Below are 12,242 nucleotides of genomic sequence, written 5' to 3'. Positions count from 1 at the left end.
CATTTAATAAACGAAAAACCCTGCAAGACTTTGCAGGGTTTTAATAATAATTCTATGCCTGATCAACAAAATCAGAGTGATTATCTCGGACCTCTTGAAGAAGAACGGGTTGCTCCGCCGCCGCCACCGCCGCCAGATGGCGCGCTGTAACTTCTGGATGGCGCACTATAACTTGGTGCACTGTATGAACGGCTCGGTGCGCTGTACGATTCAGAACCTCTGCTGCTAGGAGTTGAGTAACTACGTGCAGGTGCCGAATAATCAGACTGGCTTCTTGAAGGAGAATTGTACGATGGCGAGCTGTATGAGCTTGCTCCTCTTGACGAACGCGGACTTGCATAGCTGCCGGAAGTTACGCCATCCGAAGAATAACTGCTTGCATTAGTTGAACGCGGACGTGAATAATAAACATTATTGCCCTGGTTTTCACCTCTCGAACTGTAAGAAGAAGTTCCGCTTGTTCTTCCGTTTGCATCAGACAAACTGTTTCTTCCGTAAGATCTCGAAGACCTTGGTGAAGAATACGTGTCGTTTGCAGATATGGCATTTGCTGCTCTGCGGCCGGCACGGCCTTCAGTTACAGGAGTGGAATTGGATCTTGATCTGGACGAGTTTACAAAATTCGAGTTATAGCTGTCACGGTTTCTGGAACTGTTGCCGGAAGCAATTCTCGGTCCGGAAGTTCTTGCAAGACCCTGTCTTTCGTAATTGTTGTTTACTACTACAACCGGACGGCTGTAAGCCCATGGATTATAACCGTAACCGCCATAATAACTGTCATACATTCCATAACCGTACATGCTGTTATAGCCCCAGGGACTATAACCAAATGAATTATATCCGAAAGGATCATAACCGTATCCCAGCATACTTCCGTAACCCATCATTCCGCCGTAACCCATGCCCATCATGCTGCCGTAGCCCCATGGTGAATAGCCCATCATCGGACTCATGCCAAATCCCATATAAGGACGCATTCTGAACATGCTTCCAAGACCGAACTGAAGTCCGAAGTTCATTCCGCTTCCAGGCCAGTAAGAACCCAAGCCGCCGTAGCTGTAAGGATTTGCAAAAGAATTTGCCTGATTATAGCCGTCTACAAAACCGGCATTGTAACCAACATCATTGGAAACATTCCGTTTTACAGAACGGGAAGACAGGTAAGAATCATCATAATAATCGCTGGTACCTGTAGCTTCTTCGTCTCCAGTGTAAGTATAATCCGGATTGTCACTGCGGGAAATTTCTTGATCTGCACTGCGGTCTCTGGACACTAATCCGGAACCGGGATTTCCACCGTAAAGTGGATCATACCCGCCTGAACGTGATACATTTTGAGTCGTTGTACATCCCCAAGCTCCCAGCAACACCAGCAAAGAAAAATATTTTGCTTTATTGAACATCGTCATGGCTTTAAAGGATTAAAAAGTTTGATGCTAATATAATTAAAATTTTTATTCCAAGTACTAAGTAAACGTGCACTATAATACATTAATTCCAAATTTAACATAAAAAACTATCTTTGCTACTTCAAGAATTTGAGGTTCCGATATAACGATATACTCCTTTTCATTTACAAAATAATCCTACGAATGAGTAAAGCCTTACCAACCCGAAGTGAAAATTACTCCGAATGGTACAATGAATTAGTAAAAAGAGCCGATCTGGCCGAGAACTCTCCCGTCCGAGGCTGCATGGTGATCAAACCGTACGGCTATTCGATCTGGGAAAAAATGCAGCGGGCACTGGATGACATGTTTAAGGAAACCGGGCATACCAACGCTTATTTTCCTTTGTTCATACCCAAGTCATACCTGAGTAAAGAAGCCTCACATGTGGAAGGATTCGCCAAGGAATGTGCTGTCGTTACCCATTACAGGTTAAAAAATGATCCGAACGGAAAAGGCGTTATTGTGGATCCGGAAGCCAAGCTAGAAGAAGAACTGATCGTCAGGCCGACTTCTGAAACGGTGATATGGAGTACGTACAAGAACTGGATCCAGTCATACCGGGATTTGCCGCTGCTGATCAACCAATGGGCGAATGTGGTTCGCTGGGAAATGCGGACGCGTCTGTTTCTGCGTACTGCAGAGTTTTTGTGGCAGGAAGGCCATACGGCGCATGCTACTTCGGCGGAGGCCATTGCCGAAACCAGACAAATGCTGGATGTATACGCGCAGTTTGCAGAAGAATGGATGGCCGTGCCGGTAATTAAGGGTGTAAAATCACCGAACGAACGGTTTGCCGGCGCTGTGGACACGTACTGTATTGAAGCATTGATGCAGGATGGAAAAGCATTGCAGGCCGGAACTTCACATTTTCTCGGACAGAATTTTGCCAATGCCTTTGATGTGAAATTTCAGGATAAAGACGGCAAGCTGGAATATGTCTGGGGAACTTCCTGGGGCGTAAGTACCCGGCTTATGGGCGCACTGATTATGGCGCATTCGGATGACAGCGGACTTGTGTTGCCGCCTAAACTCGCACCGATTCAGGTGGTGATCGTGCCGATTTACAAGAATGACGAACAGCTGGAACTCATTTCTGCAAAAGTAGGCGAAATTGTAAAAGAGCTTAAAAAACTGGGTATCAGCGTGAAATACGATAACAGCGATGCTTATAAACCCGGTTACAAATTTGCCGAGTATGAATTGAAAGGGGTTCCGGTACGCCTTGCGATGGGCGCACGCGATTTGGAAAACGGCACCATTGAAGTAGCCAGAAGAGATACCAAAACAAAAGAAACCGTACAGCTGGAAGGAATCGCCGGCTACATCAGTTTGCTTCTCGACAATATTCAGGAAGCCATATACAACAAAGCCCTTGCATTCAGAGAGGAGAACACGACACGTGTAGACACGTTTGAAGAATTCAACCAGCTGCTGGATACCAAAGGCGGCTTTATTCTGGCGCATTGGGACGGCACTTCCGAAACCGAAGAAAAAATCAAGGAAGAAACCAAAGCAACGATCCGCTGCATTCCGCTGAACCAGGAACAGGAAGAAGGTGTCTGCATTTATTCCGGAAAGCCTTCATCCGGAAGAGTGGTTTTTGCGCGGGCATATTAATTTTAGACAACCGGTACAAGGTTCTGCAAAATTCCGGAGCAGGACAATTTTCTAACCATTAAGTTTTAATACAATGAAGCAGGCGAAAGCAGGTGATAATGTGCAGGTCCATTACAAAGGGACTTTGCCGGACGGACAACTTTTTGATTCATCAGAAGGACGCGATCCTCTGGATTTTCAGCTTGGAAGCGGTCAGGTGATCAAAGGATTTGATGACGGAGTTACAGGTATGGAAATTGGCGATAAAAAAACGATCCATATACCGAATGCCGAAGCATACGGCCCTGTAAATGAAGATATGATAATTCATTTTGACAGAAAACAGATTCCTGCTGAAATCCCTCTGGAAATTGGCAGTACACTGAACATGCATCAGGAAGGAAACGGCCAGGTTATTCCGGTCATCATCCGCGAAGTAACGGAAGATACAGTCGTGCTGGATGCAAACCATCCGCTTGCAGGACAGGATCTTATCTTTGAACTGGAATTGGTAGGAATTAAATAAACAGCAGTTTTTGTAATGAAAAGGCGTTTGACAAGGATGTCAAACGCCTTTTTTATTCTGCCCATTTGAGACTGAAAGTTTCGGGCTTCTTAGGAGAAATTTTTAATAAAATCTGTCTGGCGGCAAGATCGTGCAGCATTTTCTCTGCTCTTTTTTCCGAAATATTAATGATTCTGGAAAAGACCTTGGCCGTAATCGAATCCGTTTCTTTCAAGTAAGTCACCAGTGTTTTCACATGCCGCGAAGCAAGCAGCTTTGTGGTATCTTCATCGCTTTCGCCGTACAGCAGCAATCGCGGAATCGGCATGCTTTTGTCTTTGACCCGGATGTAGATAATCCTTTCTCGCTTTTCATTTCTGGCATAATGCGGCTTGTCATGACTTTCATTTACATCAATAACCAGTATTTTTCTGCCGTCCAGGCTAACCGTTTCTATACTGATCATTATGGCCGGTTCGATCAGTTCGGCAGTTGCCTTTTCCAGCTTTTGCAGCTCTTTCAGTTCCGACGCGACGCCCGAAATGGTGCCATTGTCCGATACGCCTACGATCAGGGTACCTCCTGATGTATTGGCAAAAGATACAATGGTCTTGGCTATTTTAAACGGGCTGTCAATGGTTTTCTTAAACTCGGTTGTTAGCCCTTCTCCCTGTTTTATTGTTTGAACGATGTCTTTAATCATGCATTTATATCAACCCGTATTTTTTGCCCGGCATGGACCGGACCATTCCCTGAAATTCCAGATTCAGCAACAGCGTAGCCAGCCTGTTAAGGTGCATTCCCGACTGCCACGACAGTTCATCGATCTGTATGGTACCATTTTGTTTCAAAAGCGCAAGAATTTGTCCTTCCTCCTGCGTAAATCCGTCAAAACTGGCTTGCAGCTGAACCTTTTCGGCTGCACCTTCATCTGTTTCCATTTCATGCCAGCCCATGGCATAGGCCATATCCGAAACGGAAGTAAAAATGGAAGCCTTGTGATCGCGGATCAGGGCATTGCAACCCTCCGACTGCGCATTGCCGATCATTCCCGGAACTGCATAAACATCTCTGTGATAATTTTGCGCAAATTCCACCGTAATCAGACTTCCGCCTTTCTTTGCCGATTCAACTACAATAATAACATCACTTAACCCCGCAATAATTCGGTTACGTGCAGGAAATCTCATAAAATCCGGTTTGGTATCCAGCGCATTCTCCGTGACAAGCCCGCCGTGTTCCATCATTTCTGCAGCCGTACGCTGGTGCGAGGAAGGATACACTACATCAAGGCCGCTTGCCATAACGCCTATTGTGGGAATATGATGCTTTAGACAAGCCCGATGCGCAGTGATGTCCACTCCGTATGCAAGTCCGCTTACGACCATGGGAAAGTAAGGCTGAAGTTCCTTGATAATGATTTCAGCAGTGGCTTTGCCGTACTCGCTGATTTGCCTTGTTCCAACAATTCCGACTGTTCTGGCTGCATTGAAATCGAAATTACCACGGGAATAAAGTACAATCGGGGCATCGTACAACGGTTTCAGTCTGGCCGGAAAAGATTTGTCTGTAAAAAAATGAAGTCCGGTTCCGGATTCGCTGCACTTGCGGTATTCCTCTTCCGCCATGCTCAGACAGTTTTTGGTGAGAATAGCCCTTGCTACTTTTTCACCAATGCCCGGGATTCTGATCAGCTTTTTGTATTCCGACTTAAAAACTTCCGAAGCGCTTCCGCAGTATCCGATAAGCTGCCTGATCGTCACGGAACCGATTCCCGGCGTATGAATCAGGGCAAGTGTACATATCTTTTCGTTTTCAGTAAGTTCCGACATATTATAGTGTGTTGTGATCCTCATTGCTTCCAACCAAACGTATAAGTATACGAACTGGCATGTATTTTGCCAATATACGTAATAGTTTAACCTCAAAAATAACAAATATCCCCAAGGGAAATGGAAAATTTACAAACTGAAGAAACGGAAACCATTCAACGATTTGAAGGAATGGGAGCAACCTGCTATCCGGAAGGAGTTTATTACCGGGTATGGGCACCGCATGCAGAAAGCGTTTCAGTAGTTGGTACTTTTAACGACTGGGATGATCAGAAAAACCCGCTTGAAAAAGAAGAAAATGGTATGTGGGGCGCTTTGGTAGCTAATTCAAAAGAAGGTGACGAGTATAAGTTTGCCTTGAAAACACCATATGGTGATTTCATGAGAAACGATCCTTATGCATTGAAAATGACCAATTCTTCCGGAAATTGCATCGTATATAATCATGCTTCCTTTGACTGGAAAGAAACCGGTTTTCAAATGCCCGGCTGGCATGAACTTGTCGTTTATGAACTGCACGTAGGTACTTTTAACGTAAAGGAAAAAGATCAGGTCGGGACGTTTTATACGGCTATTGAAAAGATCCCTTACCTGAAAGATATGGGCTTCAATGCTGTTGAATTAATGCCCTGTTCTGAGTTTCCGGGATCTCGGTCATGGGGATATAACCCCGCAAACCCGTTTGCCATAGAATCCGACTACGGCGGCCCTGACGGGCTGAAAGCTTTTGTTCAGGCTGCCCATGAAGCCGGGCTTTCCGTTATCCTGGATGTTGTCTATAACCATTTCGGCCCGTCCGATCTGGATCTGTGGCAGTTTGACGGATGGCAGGAAAACGATGGCGGCGGCATTTACTTCTACAACGACTGGCGTTCGGAAACACCATGGGGAAACACACGTCCCGATTACGGCCGCGGCGAAGTAAGACAGTACATTCATGACAACGCCATGATGTGGCTGAAAGAATACCGTGTTAACGGGCTACGCATGGATATGGTACCTTATATCCGGAATGTAAAAGCAGACGGCAATCCGGGCAATGATATTCAGGAAGGCATTTCACTTATACAATGGATCAATAAAGACATCCGTGAAAGTTGCCCGAATTGCATAACGATTGCAGAAGACATGCATTCGTTGGATTTCATCACCAATTCTCCTGAAAATGGCGGGATGGGTTATGGCTCGCAATGGGATGCGGAATTTGTACATACGGTCAGAGATGCCATTATTACAGCCAATGATCAGGACAGAAATATGTTCAGCGTAGCAGAAACGATTGCAGACCGGTTCAATACAGATTCCTTTCAGCGCATCATTTACACCGAATCACACGACGAGGTTGCGAACGGACAAGCGCGGGTTGCAGAAGAAATCGCAGACGGTGATGTAAATAACTGGTATTCAAAAAAGAGAGCCGCACTTGGCGTGGCACTGGTTTTGACTTCACCGGGCATTCCCATGATTTTTCAGGGGCAGCCACTGCTCGAAGACAAATGGTTTTCCGACAGTGACCCGATCGATTGGTCAAGACTGGAAAAGTTCAGCGGATTCGCTGCACTGCACCGCGATATGATCCACTTGAGAAGAAACTGGTTTGGCGTTACAAAAGGTCTTCAGGGCCAGAACGTGCAATTGATCCGGGTTGATAACGATAAAAAAATAATTGTGATGCACCGTTGGGATCAGGGCGGGCCAAAAGACAGCGTAGTGGTTGTCCTTAATTTTTCCATTGAAACTTTTTCTGACTATAAAGTAGGTTTCCCGAGAGCCGGTAAATGGAATCTGAGATTAAACAGCGACAATGCGCAGTACGATCCTGAATTCTCCAATATTGGCGTATTTGACGTAGAAACCATGGACGGATCTTTTGACGAACTGCCTTGTTATGCTTCGCTGCATATTCCACCGTACACCGCACTAATTTATTCTCAGGAAGAATAAACGAAGCCGAACGGAGCTATTTGATTACTCTGAATAACCTTTCCCAACGAATCTTGTTAAAAAAGTTCGTTGGGTCAGGATCAATTGACATCCATACAAATACTGCTTTACCTACAATATGATCTTTGGGCACAAATCCCCAGTAACGCGAATCCGCTGAATTGTGCCGGTTATCGCCCATCATGAAGTAATAATCCTGTTTAAACGTATACTGGCTCAAAGGCTTTCCATTCAAAAGAAGCTTGCCTTCTTTCAGGGTTACATGTTCATTTCCTTCATAATACCGGATAACATCCGCGTAAAATGCCGTATTTAAATCATTGAGTACAACGGTACCGTTTTCTTTCGGAATAATCAGCGGGCCGTAATTATCCTTGTTCCAGTTTGTCAGATTTGTTGCCGGAAAAAGAAAAGGCTCCTTTAAACCTTTGCTTAAATACAAAGGCTCCACTCTTTTTACAAAATCGTACGTTTTCAGCTTCTGGGCAAGAGCAGGCGTCGTTTTCACGATATAACCGGATTCATCATTGGAATCGGTACTGTCATTGAACGTTTCCGTAAACGGTGTAAAATCGGTAATACCGTTTTTACGAAATACATTTTCTTCATGAACAGCAGTTGTCGTTGACATAAAGTATTCGTTCTGCATGCGAAACGGAACGGGTTGCGCTTCACCATTGATATAAACCTGACCGTTCCGGATTTCCAGCGTATCACCAGCCTGCGCTACGCACCTTTTGATATAATTGGAACGGAGATCCACGGGATGCGGATGAAGGTCGGGCAGCACATTGCTGTATTTGCTGTACGTTTCCGGATGCTCAACAGGCAGGTTAAATACAACTACATCACCGCGTTTTACATCTGTGAATCCCGGCAAGCGGTATTGAGGCAATTTGATCCATTCCAGATACGAAGGAATCGCAGTTCCCCAAATGTACTGATGCGTAAGCGGCATCTGCAAAGGCGTAACCGGCGTAGTAGTGCCGTAATGCAGCTTGCTTACAAACAGATAATCCCCGACCAGCAATGTATTTTCCATGGAAGGTGTTGGAATTACAAAGGCACTGAAAAACAGCCAGCGGATAACAGCTGCAGCAATGACGGCGAACAAAACAGAATCAATCCATTCACGAAAGGCAGATTTGCCTTTATTCTGTTTTTGCTGTTTCGGGGCAATTTCGGTAACGGCCATTGCGGTTGCTTTTTGTTTACCTGCAATATTACATCAATATTTATAAATAGTAAATTTTTATATATTATTTATTTATATATATTGAAAAGTAAAAAAGGGAATGCGTTGCTGCATTCCCTTTTTACTTTTAAAATGGTCTTGAAAAAATCAGTTAATAACCCGGAAAATCCGGTTCCATCTGATTTTGTTAAAAAATCCGGTCGGGCTCGGATCGATGGACATCCAGACAAATACGGCTTTTCCGACAATATGATCCATTGGAACAAAACCCCAATAACGCGAATCCGCAGAATTGTGACGGTTATCGCCCATCATAAAATAATAATCCTGCTTGAAAGTATAGCTGCTGATTGCTGTACCGTTCACTTTCACCGATTTTTCTTCCAGTACTATATTTTCGTTTCCTTCATAATTTTTGATAACCGGACCGTATAATGCCAGATTTTCAGGAGTCATCTGAACGGTCATTCCTTTTTTGGGAACTGTTACCGGACCGTAATTGTCGCGGTTCCATTTGAACAGGGAAGAATTCGGATAAAGCATTGGCTCGCTGATTTCCTTCGGGGATTTTACAAGCGTGATTCCTTTTACAAAATCATAGTTCTTCAGCTTTGCTGCGATTTCGACTGTTGTAAAAACCAGATAACCCATCTGATCATTGGATGCAATCGTATCATTAAAGCTTTCCGTATAAGGGCTGTATTCGGAAATTCCGTTTTCCTTGAACACCTTAACCTCATTGACCGCAGTTGAAGTAGCAACAAAATACTCGTTTTCCATTCGGACCGGATTTTCAACCGCGGTTCCATTGGCATAAACCTGCAGGTCCCTTACTTCCACCTTGTCTCCGGGAAGTCCCATGCAGCGTTTGATGTAATTGGTTTTCAGGTCAACCGGGTGCTGAAGTTCAGGCGGATAATTGAACACCACCACGTCTCCGCGCTTTACTTCACTGAATCCCGGCAAACGGTATTGCGGCAACTGAACCGCATCGGTATAAGACGGAATGTTGGTTCCCCAGATTGTCTGATGCGTCAGCGGGACCTGAAGCGGTGTTTTCGGCGTACGTGTTCCGTAATGCAATTTACTTACGAACAAAAAATCCCCAACGAGCAGACTGTTCTCCATGGAAGGCGTAGGAATCGTAAATGCTTCAAAAAAAAGCCAGCGGATAAGGGTTGCAGCCACAACGGCAAAAAGTACGGAATCAAACCATTCACGGATGGGCGACTTCTTTTTATGGGTATGCACCGTACTGGAGGTAATTTCTTTATGGATAGCCATGCTATAAGTTTATTGATAGTTTATGATTTTCAATCCAGATTCTTCAGAAGGTCGTCCATTCCGAAAACCCCTTCCCTGCCCGGCAGCCATTCTGCTGATACCACGGCGCCCAATGCAAATCCGGCCCGGCTGTTAGCCGTATGCGTTATCTCAATAGTATCCACTTCGGATTCGTAACGGACAATGTGCGTTCCCGGAACTTCTCCTTCCCGCAGCGAGGTAATCTGTAAATATCCTTCTTCTTCATCAGGTGCCAGCTTCCAGCCGTCCAGTGATTCTGTTTCAGCAATAACTCCCTCGGCCAGTGTAATCGCCGTTCCGCTTGGCGCGTCCAGTTTATGAATATGGTGAATTTCGGTCATGGAAGACTGGTATGCATGTCCGTTCATCAAGCGTGCAAGCTGGCGGTTCAGACGGAAAAACAGGTTTACGCCGATGCTGTAATTGGATGCATAGAAGAATGCGCCGTTCTGTTCCTTGCACAATCTTTCAATTTCTGCACGGTGTTCCAGCCAGCCGGTCGTTCCGCTTACAACCGGCCAGCCTTTTTTAAGACAATAGGTTATATTTTCAAACGCGGCTTCAGGCGAGCTGAACTCAATGGCTGCGTCTACATCCGCTGTTTTGAGCACGTCCATTTCCGCGCGGTTGCCAAGGTCTATTCTGCCAACGATCGTATGCCCTCTTTCCAGTGCAATTTTCTCGATCGTTCTGCCCATTTTGCCGTATCCAAGTAATAGTATTCTCATCAATCAAAAATTTATTCGGTACCGGTAATAGTTACTTTACATTAAAAACAAGGCGCAGGCCTGGTGTCGGTGTTCGCATGGCGGGCTGGTTCAGTTTGGGTTCAATTCTCAATGACAAATCGTCTGAAAGATCAAACGTCTTCAAATGTGCTGCCACGTTGGCTTCAATAATGGAAAGTGAATAAATGAACCCGGAAACAATCAGCGCAAATCCTCTGTTGCGGCGCCAGTAATTCTTGCCTCTGGCCGCCTGGTCCCTTGTTGCAGGCAAATATTCACTTTCGGTATTCAGCAGGTTTCTTACTCGCACAATCTTTGTAGAATCCGGTGTAAGTCCTGTTTTTATATTTCCGTAATTCTTGCTGTTCTTATCCAGGTCGTAAAAGGATTTATACGTATCGAGATAATCCTTGTACTTTATGGAATTAAGATAATAGGCATAAAGTCCGCCGCCGAATGCAATATATACAATGGGAAGCTTCCAGTAATCCCGATTGTAAATCTGCCCGCCACCGGGAATCAGTGCAAGCCTAGTGGCCGTTTTGGGAACGGGCATAAACTTTTTGCTTTTGGGACGGATGGAATCCTGCTGCGCGACCTTGATGGTATCGCCGGATGCGCGGACGGTGTCTCCACCGGAAGCCGAACCCTTTTTTATAGCTCGAACAGTATCTGCCGGCGTGGTTTGCGCGATAATAGTTCTGGAAAAGAATATGAACATCCCAAGCAAAAACCAGTTTTTCAAGTCCTATTTAAATTTCAGTGTTTCAAGTATTTTTTTCAGCTCGTCCTGTGATGTAAAAGGAATCTTGATTTCACCTTTATGATCATTATTGCTTTTCACAGAAACTTTCGCTCCGAAAAAAGAAGACAATTGAAATTGTAACGACTTTATTTCCTGATTAATTGTAGCCTGTTTTTTGGCAGCAAACGATATGCTGCTCATCATGCCCAGTTTGCGGACTTCATCTTCCACTTTCCGCACTGACCAGCCTTCTTCAATAATTTTATTAAATATTTTTAACTGACTCTGATCGCTGTTTATGGTAATAATTGCACGCGCATGTCCCATGCTGATCTTGTTGTCGCGCAGTGCAGCCTGAATAACGGGCGGAAGTTTCAGCAAACGGATGTAATTATTGACCGTTGTACGGTTTTTACCGACGCGCACGCCAAGTTCTTCCTGTTTAAGATTACATTCCAGGATCAGGCGCTGATAGCTGAGGGCAATTTCTATCGAGTTAAGGTTTTCACGCTGAATGTTCTCGATAAGTGCCATTTCCAGCATTTGCTGGTCATTTGCTGTTCTGATATAAGCAGGGATAGAAGTCATTCCCACCAGTCTCGAAGCCTGCAGACGTCTTTCTCCCGAAATCAGCTGATAACTGTCATCCGTCAGCTGCCTTACCGTAATTGGCTGAATGATGCCCTGCACCCGAATGGAATCGGCAAGTTCCTGCAGAGATTCCTGATCAAATTTGGTCCGGGGCTGATACGGGTTTGCTTCAATCTGGCTGACGTCGATCTCGTTCATCGAACCGATGACGTCTGTCGGCGAAAGCCGGGCATTGGTTCTTGGCGCACTGATTTTTTCCGAATCCTGAAGTAAAGCCCCGAGGCCTCTTCCCAGTCCGGTCATTTTTTTGGTCTTACTGCTGTTCTCCATCTTCTTTCTCGCTGTTCAAA

At 45.1% G+C, this 12,242-nt stretch carries 11 protein-coding genes; 3 read left to right on the top strand and 8 right to left on the bottom strand.

Annotated features, from left to right (window positions below):
• Positions 1-80: 80 nt before the first annotated feature.
• The gene (locus tag FEM55_RS12020; RefSeq protein WP_138281556.1) at positions 81-1,409 is read right to left on the bottom strand and encodes a hypothetical protein; all 1,329 of its coding nucleotides are present in this window, start codon (positions 1,407-1,409) and stop codon (positions 81-83) included.
• A gap of 183 nt (positions 1,410-1,592) precedes the next feature.
• Here FEM55_RS12020 and proS point away from each other — a divergent pair, with 183 nt between their 5' ends.
• The gene (gene proS / locus FEM55_RS12015) at positions 1,593-3,068 is read left to right on the top strand and encodes a proline--tRNA ligase (RefSeq protein ID WP_138281555.1); all 1,476 of its coding nucleotides are present in this window, start codon (positions 1,593-1,595) and stop codon (positions 3,066-3,068) included.
• Between the two features lie 73 nt (positions 3,069-3,141).
• Complete coding sequence (locus FEM55_RS12010) at positions 3,142-3,573, top strand: FKBP-type peptidyl-prolyl cis-trans isomerase (protein ID WP_138281554.1); 432 nt, start codon at positions 3,142-3,144, stop codon at positions 3,571-3,573.
• Positions 3,574-3,625: 52 nt separating this feature from the next.
• Here FEM55_RS12010 and FEM55_RS12005 read toward each other — a convergent pair whose 3' ends face one another.
• Together FEM55_RS12005 and dprA are read right to left on the bottom strand one after the other, a co-directional pair.
• Positions 3,626-4,255, bottom strand: coding sequence for an AlbA family DNA-binding domain-containing protein (locus tag FEM55_RS12005; RefSeq protein ID WP_138281553.1), 630 nt, complete (start codon positions 4,253-4,255; stop codon positions 3,626-3,628).
• 4 nt (positions 4,256-4,259) lie between these two features.
• Positions 4,260-5,384: a DNA-processing protein DprA gene (gene dprA, locus FEM55_RS12000; protein ID WP_138281552.1), complete on the bottom strand. Its 1,125-nt coding sequence runs from the start codon at positions 5,382-5,384 to the stop codon at positions 4,260-4,262.
• Between the two features lie 120 nt (positions 5,385-5,504).
• Here dprA and FEM55_RS11995 point away from each other — a divergent pair, with 120 nt between their 5' ends.
• Positions 5,505-7,328 carry an alpha-amylase family glycosyl hydrolase gene (locus tag FEM55_RS11995; protein ID WP_138281551.1) on the top strand — a complete coding sequence of 608 codons (1,824 nt, stop codon included), beginning with the start codon at positions 5,505-5,507 and terminating at the stop codon, positions 7,326-7,328.
• A 16-nt stretch (positions 7,329-7,344) separates the two neighbouring features.
• Here FEM55_RS11995 and lepB (FEM55_RS11990) read toward each other — a convergent pair whose 3' ends face one another.
• From lepB (FEM55_RS11990) to FEM55_RS11970, 5 genes are all read right to left on the bottom strand, one after another.
• On the bottom strand, positions 7,345-8,523 hold the full coding sequence (gene lepB / locus FEM55_RS11990; RefSeq protein ID WP_138281550.1) for a signal peptidase I: 1,179 nt from the start codon (positions 8,521-8,523) through the stop codon (positions 7,345-7,347).
• A 147-nt stretch (positions 8,524-8,670) separates the two neighbouring features.
• Complete coding sequence (gene lepB / locus FEM55_RS11985; RefSeq protein WP_138281549.1) at positions 8,671-9,807, bottom strand: signal peptidase I; 1,137 nt, start codon at positions 9,805-9,807, stop codon at positions 8,671-8,673.
• A 29-nt stretch (positions 9,808-9,836) separates the two neighbouring features.
• A complete protein-coding gene (dapB, locus tag FEM55_RS11980; protein WP_138281548.1) occupies positions 9,837-10,556 on the bottom strand; it encodes a 4-hydroxy-tetrahydrodipicolinate reductase in 720 nt (239 codons plus the stop codon).
• 31 nt (positions 10,557-10,587) lie between these two features.
• The gene (locus tag FEM55_RS11975; RefSeq protein WP_229209212.1) at positions 10,588-11,277 is read right to left on the bottom strand and encodes a DUF5683 domain-containing protein; all 690 of its coding nucleotides are present in this window, start codon (positions 11,275-11,277) and stop codon (positions 10,588-10,590) included.
• 27 nt (positions 11,278-11,304) lie between these two features.
• Positions 11,305-12,222: a ParB/RepB/Spo0J family partition protein gene (locus FEM55_RS11970; RefSeq protein ID WP_138281546.1), complete on the bottom strand. Its 918-nt coding sequence runs from the start codon at positions 12,220-12,222 to the stop codon at positions 11,305-11,307.
• Positions 12,223-12,242: the final 20 nt, after the last annotated feature.

The sequence above is a fragment of the Dyadobacter sediminis genome (assembly GCF_005860765.1).
GTDB classification, from domain to species: domain Bacteria; phylum Bacteroidota; class Bacteroidia; order Cytophagales; family Spirosomataceae; genus Dyadobacter; species Dyadobacter sediminis.
The sequence above is the reverse complement of the archived record's forward strand: the minus strand, read 5'-3'. Positions and strand labels throughout refer to the sequence as shown.

Bases quoted from the DNA above. Each gene is read 5' to 3' on its own strand.
- FEM55_RS11975 (WP_229209212.1), bottom strand. From the start codon at position 11,277: ATGTTCATATTCTTTTCCAGAACTATTATCGCGCAAACCACGCCGGCA.
- FEM55_RS12010 (WP_138281554.1), top strand. From the start codon at position 3,142: ATGAAGCAGGCGAAAGCAGGTGATAATGTGCAGGTCCATTACAAAGGG.
- dapB (WP_138281548.1), bottom strand. From the start codon at position 10,556: ATGAGAATACTATTACTTGGATACGGCAAAATGGGCAGAACGATCGAG.
- lepB (WP_138281550.1), bottom strand. From the start codon at position 8,523: ATGGCCGTTACCGAAATTGCCCCGAAACAGCAAAAACAGAATAAAGGC.
- lepB (WP_138281549.1), bottom strand. From the start codon at position 9,807: ATGGCTATCCATAAAGAAATTACCTCCAGTACGGTGCATACCCATAAA.
- FEM55_RS12020 (WP_138281556.1), bottom strand. From the start codon at position 1,409: ATGACGATGTTCAATAAAGCAAAATATTTTTCTTTGCTGGTGTTGCTG.
- FEM55_RS11970 (WP_138281546.1), bottom strand. From the start codon at position 12,222: ATGGAGAACAGCAGTAAGACCAAAAAAATGACCGGACTGGGAAGAGGC.
- FEM55_RS11995 (WP_138281551.1), top strand. From the start codon at position 5,505: ATGGAAAATTTACAAACTGAAGAAACGGAAACCATTCAACGATTTGAA.
- dprA (WP_138281552.1), bottom strand. From the start codon at position 5,384: ATGTCGGAACTTACTGAAAACGAAAAGATATGTACACTTGCCCTGATT.
- FEM55_RS12005 (WP_138281553.1), bottom strand. From the start codon at position 4,255: ATGATTAAAGACATCGTTCAAACAATAAAACAGGGAGAAGGGCTAACA.
- proS (WP_138281555.1), top strand. From the start codon at position 1,593: ATGAGTAAAGCCTTACCAACCCGAAGTGAAAATTACTCCGAATGGTAC.